Source organism: Litchfieldella anticariensis FP35 = DSM 16096 (assembly GCF_000409775.1).
Taxonomy (GTDB): Bacteria; Pseudomonadota; Gammaproteobacteria; order Pseudomonadales; family Halomonadaceae; genus Litchfieldella; species Litchfieldella anticariensis.
On record NZ_KE332388.1, the window covers coordinates 678777 to 697545 of the forward strand.

The following is an 18769-nucleotide window of genomic DNA, read 5'->3' on the forward strand; positions in this document are numbered from 1 at the left end:
TCAGCACTCCGTGGTGGTCGCCGACACCGGTGATCTGGAGGCCATCAAGCGCTACCAGCCCCACGATGCCACCACCAACCCCTCGCTGCTGCTCAAGGCCTTCGACATGCCGGGCTACCAGGCGCTGATCGACGCAGAGCTGGCGGCGATCCGGGCCGAGGGCGGCGACCGCCAGGCCCAGGCCGAACACGCGGTGGACCGCCTCGCCGTGGCCATGGGCAGCGAGATCGCCAAGCTGGTGCCCGGCCGGGTCTCCACCGAGGTAGCCGCCAGGCTGTCCTTCGACACCGAGGCCAGCGTCCGCAAGGCCCACGAGCTGATCGAGCTGTATGAGCGACACAGCGTCTCGCGGGATCGCGTGCTGATCAAGCTGGCCGCCACTTGGGAAGGCATCCGCGCCGCCGAGGTGCTGGAGAAGGAAGGCATCAACTGCAACCTGACCCTGCTGTTCAGCGACACCCAGGCGCAGGCCTGCTTCGATGCCGGGGTGTTCCTGGTGTCGCCGTTCGTAGGCCGGGTCACCGACTGGTACAAGCAGGCGACCGGCCAGGACTTCACCCCCGACACTGACCCCGGCGTGCAGTTCGTACGCGGCGTCTGTCATCGGGTCAACCAGGGCGCCTACCACACCGTGGTGATGGGCGCCAGCTTCCGCAATACCGGTCAGGTGCTGGCGCTGGCCGGCTGCCCGCGACTGACCATCTCGCCGGCGCTGTTCGAGGAGCTGGCTACCACACCGGGCGAGGTGAAACCCAGGGTGCTCATGGCACGCAGCGGCGGTCCCCGGCCGACCCCGCTCACCGAACCCGACTTCCGCTGGGGGCACAACCAGGATGCCATGGCCAACGACAAGCTGGCCGAGGGCATTCGCCGATTCGCCGACGACCAGGAACGCCTGGAGGAGCAGATCGCCGACCGTTTGGCGACCCTCTGACCCCTTGACAGCCTGAATCGCCAACCAGCTACCGATTGGGAATCCCAATTGCCGTCACGTTTCGAACTAGCCAACGCCATCCGTGTGCTGTCGATGGACGCCACACAGAAGGCCAAGTCCGGCCACCCCGGCGCCCCCATGGCTATAGCCGGCATCGCCAAGGTCGAGGGAGCGCTGGGCGTCGCACACTGACGACCGGAAGCCCTCATTTCCCCCTTAATGTATCAGTGTGGCGGAGATCACAACCTCACGGCCGGCGGCCGTGGGGTCCTTGATCTGTTCGAAGAGCAAGCGAAACGCCTCATGGCCCGCCCGGTAGGTATCATGCCCGGCACAGGGGACCGAAACATCGAAGATGTCGGCATAAGGAAGGCGGTCCACGCCCACCACGAACACATCAGCACGGCCGATGTGGGCATCGTGCAGGGCCCGCATCGCGCCCAGGGTAATCAGCTGGTTGAAGCCGAAGACGGCCTCGGGGAGCATGTCCTGGCGCAGGTAATCGGCCATTTCACGATAGGCCGGCTGCAGGGTGTAGTCCCCAGGACGCTGTTCCAGCGTCAGGGGGACGCCTACAGCGTCATAGGCCTCCTTGAGGCCGGCCAGGCGATGTTGCGTGATTCGAGACTCCCGCGGGCCCGTCAACACCAGCACCTGGCGGATGTCTTCCTTCACCAGCAACTCGCCGAGCAGCCTACCAGCGCGATGATTGTCCAGCACCACACGGCTGAAATCCGGCACATTCAAAGTACGATCCAGCATTACCACCGGCAATTGGGTAGCACGTAGGCGATCGAGATAGGCTGGGCGATAGCCGGCAGCATCGGAGACCGGCGAAAGGATGATACCGGCCACCTGATAACTGAGCAGGGTCTCGATCGCTACTTCCTCGAGTTCCGGCGAGCCATCAGTATCGATCAGCATGATGGTGTAGTCATGCTCCTTGGCCGCACGGGAAATCGCCTTGATTACCTCGCTGTAGAAGGGGTTATCCACGCTGGCCGTGACCAGGCCGATTAGTCGGTTCTTGCGACTCCGAAGATGGCTGGCGAAGGCATTCGGGACATAGCCCAGCTCGCGCGCCGCGGCGAGGATCTTTTCCCGCGTCTTCGGCTTGACCTTGTCGGGTTTGTTCAAGGCACGCGACACCGTCATGTTGGTCATGCCCACATGCTTGGCGATGTCTGTGATGGTCACCTTGCTACTTCTTGACATCTCTCACTCGGAAATATCGGAGCCACTCAGCGAAAACGCCGCTGAGCAAGCAGGTGCCGCACCAGCGGTGCAAGAATCAGTTCCATGGCCAGCGGCATGCGTGAGCCGGGCACCACCAGCGTGTGTGGGCGACTCATGAAGGAATCCTGGATCATCGCCAACAGATAGGGAAAATCCACCGTGGAAGGATCACGGAAGCGGATCACCACGAAGGATTCGGCGTCAGTGGGAATATCCTGCACCTCGAAGGGGTTGGAAGTATCCACCGTCGGCACACGCTGGAAGTTGATATGGGTACGCGAGAACTGCGGTTGTATATAGCGCACGTAATCGTGCATGCGCCCCAGAATGGTGTCGATCACCGCTTCCTGAGAGTAGCCACGTAGTTTGGTATCGCGATCGATCTTCTGGATCCACTCCAGATTCATGGTCGGCGCCACCCCCACCAGTAAATCCACATGGCGAGCAATATCGTGCTCGGCAGTGACCAAGCCTCCGTGCAGCCCTTCGTAGAACAGCAGATCGGTGCCACACGGCAATGTCTGCCAGTCGGTGAAGGTGCCAACCTGATGACCGCACTCGATCATGCGTTTGTCTTCGGCATGAATGTAGTGGCGATAGGTCCCGGTGCCACTATCGCCATATTCCTGGAACAACTCCTCTAGTCGATCGAGCAGGTTGGCTTCCACAGCAAAATGCGATAGCTCGCCCGCGCGCTCGGGTTCCTCACGGAAAATCTTCGCCAACTCGTTACGGCTGTAGCGATGGAAGGCGTCACCGTCGACGAAGGCAGCATGCACGTCCTCGCGGGTGAGCATGCGCTCGAAAGTTCGTCGAACCGTCGTGGTACCGGCTCCCGAAGAGCCGGTCACGGCAATGATCGGATATTCCCGAGACATTAGTCATCACCCTGGCAGGTCAGCATCTCGCGCACGCGTTTCATTGTGGCTCCCCCGTTTCAGGACTCCCTGGCAATGGCGCGATAGGCGATATCGTGCCGATACTGTGCATCGGGCCAATGAATGGCGGCGACTCCCTGATACGCTGTGTCGCGCGCCTGAGACACGCTTTCACCCAAGGCAGACACACATAGCACGCGCCCTCCACTGGTGACGACTCGACCTTGGTCGTCATGGGCGGTTCCGGCGTGGAAGACCTTGCAGTCGGAACTAGCCAGTGCGTCGAGCCCTTCGATGACATCGCCCTTGCGATAGTCTCCAGGGTAGCCGCCGGCGGCCATCACCACACCCACGGCTGGGCGCGGATCCCAATCGCAACTCTCACCCGCCAGACGCCCCTGAGCTCCAGCCAGACACAAGACGGCAAGATCGGAGGTCAGGCGCTGCATGATCGGCTGGGTTTCCGGATCGCCGAAACGGCAGTTGTATTCGATGACCTTGGGCGCTCCCTCTGCATCGATCATCAACCCGGCATACAGAAAGCCGGTGTAAGGATGGCCTTCATCAGCCATGCCACGCACGGTGGGCAAAATGATCTCGTCCATGATGCGCTGGTGCACGTCGGGAGTTACCACCGGTGCTGGCGAATAAGCCCCCATGCCACCGGTGTTGGGCCCCTTGTCACCATCGAGAGCACGCTTGTGATCCTGACTGGTGGCCATCGGCAAGACAGTCTGGCCATCGACCATGACGATGAAGCTGGCCTCTTCGCCCTCGAGAAATTCCTCGACCACCACGCGTGCACCGGCTCCTCCAAAGGCATTGGCCTCGAGCATGTCGCGGATCGCCGCTTCGGCTTCCTGCTCGGTCATGGCCACGACCACCCCCTTGCCAGCCGCCAAGCCATCGGCCTTGATGACAATGGGAGCCCCTTTCTCGGCCACATAGGCCAGTGCGGGCTCCACGGCGGTGAAAGTCCGGTACTCGGCGGTGGGAATGGCATGACGCGCCAGAAAGTCCTTGGTGAAGGACTTGGAGCCCTCGAGTTGGGCGGCGGCTTGGGTTGGACCGAAGATGGTCAACCCAGTTGCCTGAAAGCGATCGACGACACCTGCGACCAACGGCGCCTCGGGGCCGACGATGGTCAGATCGACCCCTGTCCGGCTGGCAAAGGCTTCCAGCCCCTCGAGGTCGGAGGCATCGATCGCCACATTGGTCAACCCCGGCTCCCGCGCCGTGCCGGCATTACCCGGTGCAACGTAGACCTCATCCACCTGCGCGGATTGAGCAACCTTCCAGGCTAAAGCATGTTCGCGGCCACCGCCGCCGATGATCAGAACCTTCATCTGGGGAAACCTTGATCGATGGTTATGGAAAATCGGCGCATTATGCCAGAAAGTGATCGCTCCTTCCCGGGAACATCGACCGACCGAGGACAGCGACGGTCCAGGTCAGTCCTCGTCGTCGTCCTTGCGGTTTCGCTGATTGATGGTCTGCTGCCAGAAGCGCATGTTCTCTTCGGCCAATTCGCGCATGAACTCCATGGGCGAATGGCGCATGGCCTGCTGCCACTGATCCTGCATGCGCTGCTGCTGTTCCAGCATCAGACGCGTGCCCTGTTCCAGGTAACGCGCCAAAGGCAACGGCTGCGACATGGCATAGACACGAATCAGCTGCTCCAGCAGATCGTTGGAAAAAACCTCGGCCTCGCTGTCGGCCTGCTCCTGTTCGATGATGATCGACAATAGAATCGTTCGCGTCAGATCCTCACCGGTCTTGGCATCCTCGACACGAAACGGTACCTCGTCGAGAATCAGTCGACGCAGGTCTTCGAGGGTCACGTAGCGGCTCTGTTCGGTATCGTAGAGCCGACGGTTGGCATACTTGCGAATCACGCGCACGGCGCTGCTCCTAATTGTCGTCTTTGCTGCTATTGTGCACCGCGCTAAGCTTTCAAGCCAATCCGCGTGCCTAGAGACCACATGAACTTGATCCTGCTCGCCGCCCAAGATCTGCTCAACGACCATTGCGCCGTGGTTCGAGACCCACGCCGCCTGCGCCACTTACGCGAGGTGCACCGTGCCAACATCGGCGACGAACTGACTCTGGGCTTGGCCGGTGGCAAGCTTGGCAAAGGGCGGCTGGTTCGCATCGAAGATGATCTGGCACAGTTCGAAATCGACAGCCTCGATCAAATGCCTCCCGCCGCACTGCCGGTACATTTGGTACTCGCCTTGCCCAGGCCACGCATGTTGGCCCGTTCACTGGAACATGTTACCGCGCTGGGCGTAAAGCACATCACCCTGCTGCACACCCGACGCGTGGAAAAGAGCTACTGGCAGTCACCGGAACTCAAGCCCGAAAAGATTCACCAACACCTGGTACTGGGGCTCGAACAGGCCCGCGATACCCTCTTGCCCGAGGTCAGCCTGGAAAAGCACTTCAAACCCTTCGTCGAAGACCGCCTGCCCGCCCTGCTCGAGCATCGTCGGGGCCTGCTGGCACACCCTGGGATGCCCGATGCCTGCCCACGAGGCATCGACGAGCCCACTCTTCTGGTCATCGGCCCCGAAGGCGGCTTCATACCTTACGAAGTCGAACGACTGCTCGAGGCTGGCTGCCAGGGCATCCATCTGGGTGAGCGCATCCTGCGTGTGGAAACCGCCGTGACAGCGTTGCTGTCACGGCTGTTCTGACACTCACGACTGTTCCGACTGCAATCGCTCCAACAACCGCCGGGTGGCAAAGCCATCTGGCGTTTGGCCGATGCTGCGCTGGTATTGGCGCAGCCCACGACGGGTGTTGGGCCCCAATACACCGTCCGGGGAGCCCGTATCGAAACCCTCGGCATTGAGTCGCCGTTGCATCTCGCGCACCTGGCTGCGTGACAGTGGCTGCTCATGGCGGGGCCAAGCCTGAACTATCAGACCACGACCGGCGATGCCATCGGCGAGTGTGCCCACCGCCAGGGCATAGCTGGTAGCGTTGTTGTAACGCAGGATAGTTCGGTAATTGGGGCCGACCAGGAACGCTGGCCCCTGTGCGCCGGCTGGTGCGATCACCGAGGCGGCGTCGAAATCCGGAAGGACCTTCCCCGCCAGCGGTCGCACACCCTGCGCTGCCCATTCCTGACTGGACAGGCGGGTAGATAGTTCGGTCTGAGCATAATCGAAGCCATCGGACAACACGACTTCCACACCCCATGGCTGACCGGAGCGCCACCCGGCCTCGGCGAGATAGTTGGCAGTGGAGGCCATGACATCGGGAATGCTGCCCCAGATGTCGCGGCGTCCATCACCATCGCCATCGACGGCGTGGCGCTCGAAACTCGATGGCAGGAATTGGGTATGTCCCATGGCCCCGGCCCATGACCCCTGCATGCGCTCACGGCTGATGTCACCCTGTTGCAGAATGCGCAGTGCCGCCATCAGTTCGCCACGGGCAAAGTCCCGACGCCGACCGTCATACCCCAAGGTGGCCAGCGCATCGATGGTCGAGAAGCTGCCGAAGTTGCCACCGTAATTGCTTTCGATGCCCCAGATGGCCGTCACGATTTCCCGGGGTACACCGTAGCGACGTTCCATCTCCCGAGCCGTACCAGCATGTTCGGAGAGTTTGGCTCGCCCCTGGCCGATCCGAGTCGATGACACGGCGATATCCAGATATTCCCAGATCGGGCGCACGAACTCCGGTTGGGAGCGATCGAGTTCGATGATTCTCGGTTGGTAGCGCACCTCGTCGAAGGCCGCCGCCAGAGTGGCTTCGTCGATACCGTCAGCTCGGGCGCGAGCGCGGAAATCCTCGACCCAAGCCTCGAAGCTAGCATGGGACACTACCGCTTGTGTCCCATCCGAAGCCATGGTCTCGGTGGCAGGAGAAGACGTCGTTTCGTTTGCCTGCGCTGCGGCAGGTTGAGAGGTTCCGGGGGCGGCCTGACAACCGGCCAAGGCCGCCAGTAACATGGTCGGAATCAGAATCTTGCGCATGGTCATCCTTGTGAACGTGCTTGACGGTCCGGGAAAGCAACCAATCGTTTGGACCGCGAAAAGACCGGGGCATGATACTGTGGTTCAGCGAGTGTCGGAATCCTTGGACTGACGTGTTGCATTGGCCTCGGTTTCCATCCCACTCTTCAGTTCGTGGGTCAATGGGTCGTAATTGGGGCGTAATTCATCCTTGAGCGTGCCGCTCCACAGCTTGGAACCAACGAAATAGCCGGCACGCCCAATGGTATGAGCAGCCACCGGCGCTGTCATCAGCAGGAAGAGGATGACGCCAAAGGCCCTGGCCACCACGGCTACCTCGCCAAAGTGCAGCGCGACGGCCAGCATGATCATGGCCACGCCCAGAGTGGCGGACTTAGTAGTGGCGTGTAGGCGCGTCAACAGATCCGGTAAGCGCAATACCCCCACGGCTGCCAACAGCATGAAGGCCGCCCCTCCGAGCAACAGCGCTCCCTTGATCACATCAATCATCTCGCGGCCCTCCCCTTTCCAGGAAGCGCGAGAAACCGATTGTCGCCAGAAACGCCATCAGTGCCATGACGATGGACACGTCGAGAAAGCTGGCGACATCGGTCATGATGGCGCTCACCCCGATGATACCGACGCTCAATGTCGAGAACAGTTCCAGCGCCACGACTCGGTCCGGAAGCGACGGCCCCTTGACCAGGCGCACGAACGCCAGGCACAAGGCCACTGTCATCACAGCCAGGGTTATGAAGATCACAATCTTCACACGCTTTCCTCCCGCCGGAACAGTTCCAGGGCTCGACGTTCAAGCTCTTCCAATCCTCGGCGCAATTCCTGCTCATCGTCGAGGAACATGGCATGGATATACAGCACCCGGCGGTCGTCGGATACGTCCAGGCTCAAGGTTCCGGGTGTCAACGAAATCAGATTGGCAAAGAACGTGATTTCCAGATCGGTCTTCGCCTTGAGCGGCATGGCGATCACCCCTGGTTTCATGTACCAAGGGGGTGTCACGATGTCGAAAGCCACCCGCAGGTTGGCCTTGACCAATTCCTTGAGAAAGAAACCGATGAACAGGATCAGGCGCGGCAACCATTGGGCGTAACCACTCAACGCCTCGTCATGGCTCTGGATCAACGCCAGGGTGAGATACCCGAAGACCAACCCTGCCAGCAGGTTATGCCCACTAAAATCACCGGTCAGGACCACCCATGCCAGTGCCAGCAACAGATTCCAGATCGCGCCGATCATGGTGCCTCCTTCGTTGCATCCCCCATCACCGCTTCGATATAGCGACTGGGATCGAGCAACTGTTCGGCCGATGACTCCGCCAGGGCATAGATCGGTTGCCCATTGAGGCCGATGAACAAAGTACACAGCGCCAGGCCGACGATAGGCAGGTACATCTGCCATAACTCTCGCTGACCAGGGGAGGCAAGCTCAGGTTTGTCCTCATCAGGCTCGGGCGGCGCCTTCCAGAAGACTTCCGCCCAGATCTTGACCATCGAATATAGCGTCAACAGCCCCACCAGCAAGGCAATGAGAGTTACCCCGTAGGCCTCGGCTTCGATGCCCGCACGAATGACGATGAACTTGGCGAAGAATCCCGACAACGGTGGCATACCCGCCAGTGACAGTGCCGGTATCAGGAACAGCACCGCAAGCCAAGGGTGGCTACGGTACAATCCGCCTAGCCGCTTGAGCTCATAACTGCCACACAGTCGATGGACGACGCCACTGATCAGGAACAGATTCGCCTTCACGATAATGTGGTGCAAGATGTAAAAAACCCCACCAAGCACCGCCAATGGCGTGTACAGCGCCAATCCCAGAATCATGTAACCGATCTGGCTAACGATGTGGAACGACAGGATCCGGCGGAATTCGAACTGGGCCGTGGCGCCGAGCACTCCTGAGAGCATGGTCATTCCCGCCCCCCACAGCAGGATCTCATGCGTATAACCGGGGCTCTGGGTAAAGATCAGGGTGAATATCCGAAACAGAGCGTAGACGCCAACCTTGGTCAACAGTCCGGCAAATAGCGCCGATACCGCCACAGGGGGCGTGTGATAGGAAGCCGGCAACCAGAAGAACAGGGGGAAAGCGGCCGCTTTGATACCGAACGCCACCATGAACATCACGGCCAGGACATCGACCATGCCGTTATCTTCGACCTGCCCCAAGCGCTGGGCAATGTCGGCCATGTTGAGCGTTCCCACCAGGCCATAGAGCAGGCCTACTGCGGTAAGGAAGATAACGGAGGACAACAGGTTGAGGGTCACGTATTTGATGGCACCCTCCATCTGTGCCTTCTCGCTGCCCAGAATCAGCAGCGCGAAGGATGCCACTAGCATCACCTCGAACCACACGTAGAGATTGAAGATATCACCGGTGAGAAAGGCGCCAGCGACACCGGCCAGCAGCAAGTGCATCAATGGAAAGTAACCGAAGGCTTCATGCCCGCGGCTGGTGGTGGCCAGCGAGTATAGCGCTACGCTAAATCCGATGATGCCGGTCAGAATCACCATGATGGTGGCAAATAGATCAGCGACCAGACTGATGCCGAAGGGGGCTTCCCAATTGCCCATTTGCATCACCAGGATGCCGTGCTCATCCACCGATGACAGTAACCACAAACTGGTCACCAGCAGGCTGCCGGTACCAACCACGGCAATGAAACGCTGAACCGTGTGCAATCGCCAGAACAACAGCGATAACGCCCCCGAGAGCAGCGGAATGAAGATCGGAAGCGCGACTTCGGGACTCACGTATCGGTATCCTTCATCCGGTCGAGATCGTCGGCCTTGACGATTTCATAGGCTCGACGAATCAGCACTACGGCAAAGGACAACACCCCGAAGGCAATCACGATGGCGGTCAGCACCAGCGCTTGCGGCAAGGGGTCGGCGACCTGCCCCGCAGGCGCGGTGAGCCCAGTGGGCACCAACGGCGGCGCACCACGGGTCAAACCGGCGGAGGTGAAAATAAGAAGGTTGGCCGCATTGGACAACAGCATCAAGCCGATCACCAGTTTGACGATCGAACGGCGCAGCATCATGTAAATAGCTGCTGCATAGAGAATGCCGATTGCCACAGCCATCAGCGGTTCCATGATTTTCCTCCCCTCCCTGTCGACAAGCGTCTGTCAGTCATCATCGTGGTCACCCTCCATCAGCGCCACCACGGCGGTGAGCACCGACCCCAGCACGATCAGATAGACACCAATATCGAAGAGCAGCGGGGTCGAGAACTTGAAACCAAGAACGGGGATCGTCCACCACTGGGCGGTCAGAAAAGGTTGACCGTGCCACAAGGCCGGCAAGGCCGACACCACGCTAAGGAACAACCCCATCCCGATCAGATCCTGAGGGGCAACACGTAACATGGTACGCGTCGCCCGAATGCCATAGGCGAACAGATAAAGCGCAAAGCCCCCCGATGCCACCAGGCCCGCGATGAAACCACCGCCCGGTTCATCGTGACCGCGCAGCAGTAGAAACACCGAAAACAGCAACTGCAATGGCATCAATAGCCGCGCCGCGACACTGAGAATCAGAGTCCCCGATCTAACCATTTCGCGACTCCTTGCGAGAGGGCGGGTGTCGATCATCATGTTCACTGGAATGGAACCTCAACATGGCATAGACACCAATGGCGGCAAGGGCCAACACGAACACTTCTCCCAGCGTATCCAGGGCACGAATATCAACCAGAATCACGTTGACGATATTGTGGCCATGGCCCTCGGGTTGGCTGTTGGCAATCATGTAATCGGAAATGCTCGGGAACAGCCTTCCATCAAGGACCGTCAAGATCAAAAGCGTCACGAGAAGCCCAGTGCTACCGGCGACCACCAAGTCGCGAACACGCTCCAGCGACGTGGACAGGCTGGCGAAACGCGGCAAGCGAAACAGCACCAGCACCAGCAGGATCACCGTGAGGGTCTCGACCAGCAGTTGGGTGATACCCAAATCCGGCGCACTGAATGTCACGAAGATCAGCGCTATGCAAAAGCCCATGGTCCCTACCGCGGCCACTGCGGCCAATCGCAAGCGCATGATGCAGGCCGTGATCGCTCCCGACACCATCAAGCCCACCACCAGTACCTCGTGGATATGCACGTCGAGGGCAAAATCGAAGGTCAATCCCTGCCGGGCCAATAGGGTGTAGCCTGTCAAGCCAACCAGCACCAGCAGCGTCATGACCAGATAATTGCGGATATAGCCGTTCTGCAACATGCGCGTCTGCCAGATCGAAACCGTTACGATCAGGTCCATGAACTTGAAATACCCAGCTTCCGGACCTCGTGCGAAAAGTGGCTCCAACGGCCGCAGCCAAGCCCGCCAGTGGCCCCAATACCGAAAGATCAGTAGCCCCAACACCAGACTCACCAGCGATAGCATCAGCGCTGGGTTGATGCCGTGCCAGAGCGACAGCGAAGCGTGCAGAGGTTCTCCATTCACGCTGCTGGCAGCGGCCGCTATCAGCCCGGAAGCCAGCTCCGGCGCCACTCCCAGCAACAGCGACAAGCCAGCCAGCAATATGGGACCAACGAGCATTTCGGGTGGACCTTCATGGGGGGCCCTAGGCGTTTCACGTCGCGTACCGAAGAAAGGGCGCAGCGCGACGATCGCTGCTGCAGCGAGGGTCATGATCGCAGCAGACAGGCTCAAGGCAGACAGAAAAGGGCTGAAGCGCTCGGCATGCAGCACCGCCTCGAGCATCGACTCCTTGCCAATGAAACCGAACAGCGGGATGACGCCGCCCAGCGACAATGCGGCAATGCCAGCGCATGTGGCCGTCACCGGCATCGCTCGACGCAACCCTCCCATGGCGGCGATATCCTTGGTGCCGGTTTCATGGTCGAGAATCCCGGCAACGAGGAACAGTGCCCCCTTGTACAGCGAATGCGCCAGCAGGAAGGTAGCAAAGGCGACCATGGCCTCCTTGGTGCCAATCCCCAGTAACATGGTCAGGGTACCCAATGCCATCACCGTAGAATAAGCCAACAGAGACTTGATGCTGGTATGGCGCAGCGCCAGAAATGCTCCCGTCACCATGGTCACGGCGCCGAATAGCGACAGTAGCGTCATCCAGGCTTCAGTGCCCCCCAATCCCGGCTGCAAACGTGCCAGCAGGTAGATGCCGGCCTTGACCATGGTGGCCGAATGCAGATAAGCGGAAACCGGTGTCGGCGCCGCCATGGCGTTGGGTAACCAAAAATGAAAAGGAAATTGGGCCGATTTGGTGAACGCACCGCCCAGCACACATAACAATATGGGCAGATAGAAGCCATGCTCGCGTATCACATCGCCCTGCGAGGTCAGGCCCTGTAGCGACCAACTGTCGCCAATGAGTGCCATCATGATCAGCCCTGCCAACAACGACAATCCACCGCCAGCGGTGATCAACAAACTCTGCAAGGCCGACTTGCGGGCCTCCGGGTCGGTATGATTGAAGCCGATCAACAAGTAGGACGTAATACTGGTAAGCTCCCAGAACACGAACAGAGTCACCACGTTGTCGGCCAGTACCAGGCCGAGCATCGACATCATGAAGGCGACCAGCACCACATGGAAACGCGCCAGATCCGGATGCCCCTTGAGGTAACCACGGGTATAGATCAGCACGAAGACACCTATCACGCTGATCATCAAGGCAAACAGCAGTGACAAGCCATCGAGCAGAAAGGTAAGACTGATATCCAGCCCCGGCACCCACGGGTACTCGAATACCAGTACTTCGCCGGCGGTCACCGCCGGCAACTGGAAAAACAGCCACAAGGACAAGGAGGCAGGCAATAAGGCCATGACCAGGCCGGCACGTTCGCCGAACCAGCGATGCAACAACGGCGCGAAGGCCGCCAATACGAAGCCTCCCAATACGGCCAGTTGCATGACCCTTGATCTCCTGTCGCCGTGACCCGACCCAACACGTCAACGCCCGTTCCAGGTTGTCGGAAGAGGTATTGGGACATCGTTCGCAGCGGCGCTGCGCTCCCCTGCAGAGTTGGTTAGACTCTATCGATTCACGTCGCCGATAAGCAACAATTGGATCGGAAAGCCTGCGAGCCCGTCCCCTTTACGATAGAGTATGGCGGCGTCGATGGCCCCAAATGGAGCGATGCCAGGGTTGCTCAAGGCCTGAACGGCCCCTTGCTCTGGCGCGTGATAACGGGTATCACCCCCTATTTTCATGGACCCTCGCAGGACGATCGATCGATGACATTGCTATGGATTCCCTTGCTGACCCTGCTAGGCGTGCTGATCCCCGCGTTCACCACAAGACGCGGACGTGGCTTCTGCACGTTAGCCACAGCAACGCTACCCGCCATGGCCCTGCTCCTCACTCTGAGCCAGGTGCCCGCACTGCTCGACGGAGAGCTCCCCCGCATTGCCCTTCCCTGGCTCCCCAGCCTGGGGCTCGACCTGGCCTTTCGTCTTGACGGACTGTCACTGCTGTTCGCCATATTGATTCTCGGTATCGGCTTGCTGATCATTTTTTATGCTCATTTCTATCTTGCAGCAAAGGAACCCTACGGCCGTTTCTATACCTACTTGATACTGTTCATGCTGTCGATGCTCGGCATCGTGATGGCCGATAACCTGCTGTTGCTGTGGCTATTCTGGGAACTGACCAGCTTGTCGTCCTTTCTGCTGATTGGCTACTGGTCCCACTGGACGGACGCCCGCAAGGGTGCCCGTATGGCCATGACGGTGACAGGGGCCGGCGGGCTAGCGCTATTGGCAGGCTTTCTACTGCTAGGCGATATGGTCGGCAGTTTCGATCTGGGCGTGGTGCTATCTAGCGCCGATGTCATCCTCGCTGACCCACGCTACCCCATCATGCTGGTGCTGGTGCTGCTCGGTGCCTTCACCAAGTCAGCGCAGTTCCCATTCCAGTTCTGGCTGCCTCATGCCATGGCAGCACCAACACCGGTTTCCGCTTACCTTCACTCGGCCACCATGGTCAAGGCCGGCATTTTCCTGATGGCACGCCTGCATCCAGCACTCGGCGACAGTGAACTATGGGGATGGCTAGTGACCCTGACCGGGATGGCCACCTTTCTGTATGGCGCCTGGTTCGCCCTGCTCAAGACCGACCTCAAAGCTATCCTGGCCTTCTCCACCGTCAGCCACCTTGGGCTGATCACGGCACTGTTGGGTATCGGCAGTCCCATGGCGATCCTTGCCGCGCTGTTTCATATTCTCAATCACGCCACCTTCAAAGGGGCGTTGTTCATGAGTGCCGGAATCATCGACCATGAAACCGGCGCCCGTGAACTCGGCAAGCTAGGCGGATTACGCCGGGCCATGCCGATTACCGCCTTGCTGACCAGTATCACGGCGGCATCCATGGCTGGGGTACCGTTGCTCAACGGTTTCCTGTCCAAGGAGATGTTCTTCACCGAGACCCTGAATACCGCGCTGCTGGGCGGCCTGGGCTGGCTGTTGCCCGTTTTGGCAACTCTCGGGGGTATCCTGTCGGTGGCCTACTCCCTGCGCCTGGTGCATAGCGTCTTCTTCAAGCCCGCCAAGGAGGCTCCGCCCAAATCTCCCCATGAGCCACCACGCCTGATGCGCGCGCCAGTAGAGTTCCTGGCCACCTTGTGCGTCGTTGTGGGACTATTCCCCGCCGTCCTAGCTACCGGGATACTCGATCTGGCCACTCGTGCCGTGTTGCACGAACCACTCGACTTCCATCTGGCCATCTGGCATGGCCTCAATCTACCGCTGGCAATGAGCCTCGCCGCGTTGGTCATCGGTGTTGCTACCTACGGACTGCACCAGCATGTAAGACGCTTCGCTCGTCAGTTCACCTCAGTGGATTCCCGACGGGTGTTCGAGGGCTGTATCCAGCGCCTGGTGGCCAGCACCCAGACACTGACCCGGCAGTTGGAGAATGGCTCGCTGCAACGCTATATGAGCCTGCTACTGTCGGCGGCGCTGCTATTGGCCGCGCTGGGGGTGGTACAACTCCCCGAACTCGCCGGCAGCAAGGCCACCCAATCGCTTGACAGCATGCTGCTGTTTGGAGCTGCGCTGATGATCTTTGGTGCCATAGGTACCGTTGTCACGCACCGTTACCGCCTGATCTCGCTGTTGATGCTATCGGTGGTAGGACTGGTGGTATCGCTGACCTTCGCCCGTTTCTCCGCCCCTGATCTGGCGCTGACACAGTTATCGGTGGAAGTGGTGACCATGATCCTGCTGATGCTGGCGCTGTTCTTCCTGCCACAGAAGACGCCTCAGGAATCCTCGGCAGGCCGCACTATCCGCGATCTGGCTCTAGCCGGTACGCTGGGTATGGTGGTGGCGAGTCTCAATTACGCGGTATTGACTCGCGAAATCGATAGCATCGCCGGCTTCTTCATCGCCAACAGTGTCCCTGGTGGGGGCGGCCACAATGTAGTCAACGTGATTCTGGTCGACTTCCGTGGCTTCGATACCTTGGGTGAGATCACTGTGTTGGCACTAGCCGGCCTGGCGATTTTCAAGCTGTTGAATCGTCTGCGCCTGTTCATGCCTCATAGTGACGGTGAAGGTCGGCTATGGTCGCCGGACCGCTATCCGATGATCCTCACCATCGTGTCCCAGGCGCTGCTGCCCTTGGCGCTACTGGTCGCCGCCTTCATCTTCTTGCGCGGCCACAACCTGCCGGGTGGAGGCTTCATCGCTGGATTGATTACGGCAGTGGCATTGATTCTGGTATATATGGCACGCGGTGTGGACTGGACCCAAGCACGGCTCGATTTCCCGTATCAGCCAGTGGCCATTGGCGGGGTGGCCATCGCCACCCTGACGGGTCTAGGGAGTTGGCTGTTCGGCCGCCCCTTCCTGACCTCGGCCTTCGGGCACTTTCATATCCCGCTGATCGGCGATATCGAACTGGCCACCGCCATGCTATTCGACTTGGGCGTCTATCTGGCGGTAGTGGGAGCAACCCTGATGATCCTGGCTAACCTGGGCAAGCTGACCACACCACATCGCCCAACCAAGGAGACACCCGGCATCTCCCGCAAGGAAACACTGCTACCTCCCGGCACGGAAGCGTCACCCCCTGTTGACAAGGATGCACCGGCAATCACCGATGACAAGGCACCCCAGCGTCCTAGCAAGGAGAAAGTCTGATGGAAAGCCTTTATGCCATTACCACCGGTATCCTGACTGCCTGCGGCCTGTTTCTGACCCTGCGAGGACGCACCTTTCCGGTGGTCGTCGGCCTGACGCTGCTGTCTTATGCGGTCAACCTCTTCCTGTTTTCCATGGGCGGACTGACCACTGACGGAGCGGTCATCATCGACGGCCCCAACGAATATGCCGACCCTCTGCCCCAAGCCTTGGTGCTTACTGCCATCGTTATCGGCTTCGCCATGACGGCTTTTGCGGTCATCCTGGCGATGCGTGCGCGCGGCGACCTGGGCAACGACCATGTCGACGGAGGAAAGCTCGAAGAGTCTCGGGAGGACCGTCGATGATGCAGCACCTGATCATTTTGCCCATCGTGCTACCACTGGTGGTCGGTATCATTCTGTTGCGCAGCCGACACGGCGCCACCCACCACAAGCGTGTGATTGGCGTTGGCGCCACCACAGCACTGCTGGCAGTCGCCATCGCCTTGGTGATCAAGGCATCGAGCGGCGAAGTGAGCTATTACGCCTTAGGCGACTGGCAGCCTCCTTTCGGCATTGTCATGGTGCTCGACCGCCTTTCGGCACTGATGATATTGCTTACCGCGATACTGGCACTGGGGTGCGTGGTGTTCGCCTGCGCTGGTGACGATGAGCAAGGCAGCAACTTCCACGGCCTCTTCCAGTTGCAACTGATGGGCATCAACGGTGCCTTTCTCACTGGCGACCTGTTCAACCTGTTCGTGTTCTTCGAGGTACTACTGCTGGCTTCCTACGCCCTGCTGATGCACGGCGGCGGCAAGGCACGTATTCAGGCCGGCCTGCATTACGTGGTGCTCAACCTGGCCGGCTCGGCACTATTTCTGATTGCCGTCGGTGTGCTTTACGGTGCCACCGGCACCCTCAACATGACCGATATGGCCGTACGCCTTACCGCACTCGATCCCGAACGCATCGGCCTGGTCAGTGCTGGCGCCTTGTTGCTGCTGGTGGTGTTCGGTCTCAAGGCCGCCATCCTACCACTCTATTTCTGGCTGCCACGCGCCTATGCCGCAGCACCGGCACCGGTGGCGGCGCTATTTGCCATCATGACCAAGGTGGGAATCTATGCCATTCTGCGGGTCTATCACCTGGTGTTCGGTGACCATGCCGGGGCACTGGCAGCCTTGGAGCAGCCTTGGGTATGGTGGATGTCACTAGCGACGCTGGTAGTCGCCGCCATCGGCGTATTGGCGGCACGCGATCTGCGCTTGCTGGTCGCTTATCTGGTGCTGGTGTCAGTGGGTACCCTGCTGGCAGGTATCGGCATGCGTTCACCACAAGCCACCAGCGCGCTGCTTTTCTATCTCGTCCATACCACTCTGGTGACCGGTGGCTTGTTCTTGCTCGCCGACTTGATCGGCTTGCAACGCGGCAAGGCCAACACACGCCTGGTCAAGGGACGCCCTCTGCAAAACGGAGGGCTGTTAGCGGCGCTGTTCTTCATTGGCGCCATCGCGGTGGCCGGGCTGCCACCGCTATCCGGCGCACTGGGCAAGGCATTGCTACTCAAATCTGCATCACCCGACCAACAGATTTGGCTATGGCCCATTTTGCTGGGGGTAGGCTTGTGTTCATTGGTTGCCCTATCGCGTGCCGGCTCGACACTATTCTGGCGTAGCCACGAAGGCGACCCCAACCGTGTTTCTTTGGCACGACGTCAACTATTCGGCGTGTCGTGGTTGCTGGGCGCCTCACCGTTGCTGATGATACTCGCCGGTCCGGTGAGTAGTTACACCCAAGCCACGGCCGAGCAATTGTCCAGCCCCGCCCCGCATATCCAGGCGCTGCTGCCTGAAACCGCTGCTGGAGGTGACTCATGATCACACCGCGCGCTTGGCTACCCACCCCCCTGTTGTCGCTCTTGCTATTGATCGTATGGCTGCTGCTGGTACGAAGCATGGCCTTCGGTCATGTCCTGCTCGGGGCCGTCCTGGGTATCGCCATCCCATTGGTGACCCGACGCTTCTGGGATGACCAGCCAATGGTCAGGAAACCCTGGCTGCTGCTGCGCTTCGTGCTGCGAGTATTAATCGACATCATCATCGCCAACCTCCAGGTTTCTTGGATCATCATCAATCCCTGGCGGCGCACCCGCCCGGCCTTCATCGAGTATCCACTGACGCTGGAACACAGTTTCCCCATCACCCTGTTGGCCAATACCATCAGCCTGACGCCCGGCACGGTGTCGGCCAACCTACGTATGGATGGGCGTACCCTGCTGATACACGTCCTGGATATGGACGATGAGAATGCCTTGATCGAGGAAATTCGCGAGCGCTACGAGCAGCCCCTCAAGGAGATCTACGAATGTTAGATATGGCGCTGTGGATCAGCCTGGCGCTGATCCTGATGGCTCTGACCCTGAACGTCTATCGCCTCACCGTGGGCCCGGACATGCCCGATCGCCTGCTGGCGCTGGACACCATGTACGTCAATTCCATCGCTCTGATTGTATTGCTGGGACTATGGCTCAATACCAAGGTCTATTTCGAGGCAGCACTGCTGATTGCCATGCTGGGTTTCATCAGCACTGTGGCGGTGTGCAAATATCTGCTGCGCGGCGACATCATCGAATAAG

At 59.8% G+C, this 18769-nt stretch carries 19 protein-coding genes and 1 pseudogene; 8 read left to right on the plus strand and 12 right to left on the minus strand.

Annotation, left to right across the window (positions count from 1 at the left end):
• The coding region (tal, locus tag L861_RS10025; RefSeq protein WP_016415847.1) for a transaldolase at positions 1 to 934 on the plus strand (934 nt) is incomplete at its 5' end.
• Positions 935 to 982: 48 nt separating this feature from the next.
• A pseudogene (locus L861_RS24130) lies at positions 983 to 1099 on the plus strand (thiamine pyrophosphate-binding protein); the annotation flags it as partial.
• 51 nt (positions 1100 to 1150) lie between these two features.
• On the opposite strand, the gene L861_RS10030 reads toward L861_RS24130, so the two are convergent.
• The 4 genes from L861_RS10030 to phaR form a co-directional block, all read right to left on the minus strand.
• Positions 1151 to 2131, minus strand: a complete 981-nt coding sequence (locus tag L861_RS10030) for a LacI family DNA-binding transcriptional regulator (RefSeq protein WP_016415849.1) — start codon at positions 2129 to 2131, stop codon at positions 1151 to 1153.
• 44 nt (positions 2132 to 2175) lie between these two features.
• Positions 2176 to 3048, minus strand: coding sequence for a phosphoribulokinase (locus tag L861_RS10035; RefSeq protein WP_016415850.1), 873 nt, complete (start codon positions 3046 to 3048; stop codon positions 2176 to 2178).
• A gap of 59 nt (positions 3049 to 3107) precedes the next feature.
• Positions 3108 to 4394 (minus strand): phosphoribosylamine--glycine ligase, encoded by a 1287-nt coding sequence (purD, locus tag L861_RS10040; protein WP_016415851.1) that lies wholly within the window; start codon positions 4392 to 4394, stop codon positions 3108 to 3110.
• A gap of 105 nt (positions 4395 to 4499) precedes the next feature.
• Positions 4500 to 4949, minus strand: a complete 450-nt coding sequence (phaR, locus tag L861_RS10045) for a polyhydroxyalkanoate synthesis repressor PhaR (protein ID WP_016415852.1) — start codon at positions 4947 to 4949, stop codon at positions 4500 to 4502.
• 81 nt (positions 4950 to 5030) lie between these two features.
• Here phaR and L861_RS10050 point away from each other — a divergent pair, with 81 nt between their 5' ends.
• Positions 5031 to 5744, plus strand: coding sequence for a 16S rRNA (uracil(1498)-N(3))-methyltransferase (locus L861_RS10050; RefSeq protein ID WP_016415853.1), 714 nt, complete (start codon positions 5031 to 5033; stop codon positions 5742 to 5744).
• A gap of 3 nt (positions 5745 to 5747) precedes the next feature.
• Here L861_RS10050 and L861_RS10055 read toward each other — a convergent pair whose 3' ends face one another.
• The 8 genes from L861_RS10055 to L861_RS10090 form a co-directional block, all read right to left on the minus strand.
• A complete protein-coding gene (locus tag L861_RS10055) occupies positions 5748 to 7040 on the minus strand; it encodes a lytic murein transglycosylase (RefSeq protein ID WP_371827876.1) in 1293 nt (430 codons plus the stop codon).
• Positions 7041 to 7118: 78 nt separating this feature from the next.
• Positions 7119 to 7523 (minus strand): monovalent cation/H(+) antiporter subunit G, encoded by a 405-nt coding sequence (mnhG, locus tag L861_RS10060; protein ID WP_016415855.1) that lies wholly within the window; start codon positions 7521 to 7523, stop codon positions 7119 to 7121.
• Positions 7516 to 7785: an MrpF/PhaF family protein gene (locus tag L861_RS10065; protein ID WP_016415856.1), complete on the minus strand. Its 270-nt coding sequence runs from the start codon at positions 7783 to 7785 to the stop codon at positions 7516 to 7518. Before L861_RS10065 ends, mnhG begins: the two co-directional genes overlap by 8 nt.
• Complete coding sequence (locus L861_RS10070; RefSeq protein ID WP_016415857.1) at positions 7782 to 8270, minus strand: Na+/H+ antiporter subunit E; 489 nt, start codon at positions 8268 to 8270, stop codon at positions 7782 to 7784. Before L861_RS10070 ends, L861_RS10065 begins: the two co-directional genes overlap by 4 nt.
• Complete coding sequence (locus tag L861_RS10075) at positions 8267 to 9787, minus strand: Na+/H+ antiporter subunit D (RefSeq protein WP_016415858.1); 1521 nt, start codon at positions 9785 to 9787, stop codon at positions 8267 to 8269. The genes L861_RS10070 and L861_RS10075 overlap by 4 nt, the downstream gene beginning before the upstream one ends.
• Positions 9784 to 10131 (minus strand): Na+/H+ antiporter subunit C, encoded by a 348-nt coding sequence (locus tag L861_RS10080; RefSeq protein WP_016415859.1) that lies wholly within the window; start codon positions 10129 to 10131, stop codon positions 9784 to 9786. The genes L861_RS10075 and L861_RS10080 overlap by 4 nt, the downstream gene beginning before the upstream one ends.
• A gap of 33 nt (positions 10132 to 10164) precedes the next feature.
• The gene (locus tag L861_RS10085) at positions 10165 to 10593 is read right to left on the minus strand and encodes a Na+/H+ antiporter subunit B (protein ID WP_016415860.1); all 429 of its coding nucleotides are present in this window, start codon (positions 10591 to 10593) and stop codon (positions 10165 to 10167) included.
• Positions 10586 to 12916: a putative monovalent cation/H+ antiporter subunit A gene (locus tag L861_RS10090; protein WP_016415861.1), complete on the minus strand. Its 2331-nt coding sequence runs from the start codon at positions 12914 to 12916 to the stop codon at positions 10586 to 10588. The genes L861_RS10085 and L861_RS10090 overlap by 8 nt, the downstream gene beginning before the upstream one ends.
• A gap of 324 nt (positions 12917 to 13240) precedes the next feature.
• Between L861_RS10090 and L861_RS10095 the strand changes: the two genes are divergently transcribed.
• Genes L861_RS10095 through L861_RS10115 form a run of 5 tightly spaced genes read left to right on the plus strand, consistent with a single transcriptional unit; the run spans position 13241 to position 18768 of the window.
• A complete protein-coding gene (locus tag L861_RS10095) occupies positions 13241 to 16150 on the plus strand; it encodes a monovalent cation/H+ antiporter subunit A (protein WP_016415863.1) in 2910 nt (969 codons plus the stop codon).
• Positions 16150 to 16497, plus strand: coding sequence for a Na+/H+ antiporter subunit C (locus L861_RS10100; RefSeq protein ID WP_016415864.1), 348 nt, complete (start codon positions 16150 to 16152; stop codon positions 16495 to 16497). The genes L861_RS10095 and L861_RS10100 overlap by 1 nt, the downstream gene beginning before the upstream one ends.
• Complete coding sequence (locus tag L861_RS10105; RefSeq protein WP_016415865.1) at positions 16494 to 18011, plus strand: monovalent cation/H+ antiporter subunit D; 1518 nt, start codon at positions 16494 to 16496, stop codon at positions 18009 to 18011. Before L861_RS10100 ends, L861_RS10105 begins: the two co-directional genes overlap by 4 nt.
• Positions 18008 to 18505 carry a Na+/H+ antiporter subunit E gene (locus L861_RS10110; protein WP_016415866.1) on the plus strand — a complete coding sequence of 166 codons (498 nt, stop codon included), beginning with the start codon at positions 18008 to 18010 and terminating at the stop codon, positions 18503 to 18505. The genes L861_RS10105 and L861_RS10110 overlap by 4 nt, the downstream gene beginning before the upstream one ends.
• The gene (locus L861_RS10115; RefSeq protein WP_016415867.1) at positions 18499 to 18768 is read left to right on the plus strand and encodes a K+/H+ antiporter subunit F; all 270 of its coding nucleotides are present in this window, start codon (positions 18499 to 18501) and stop codon (positions 18766 to 18768) included. Before L861_RS10110 ends, L861_RS10115 begins: the two co-directional genes overlap by 7 nt.
• Position 18769 lies beyond the last annotated feature (1 nt).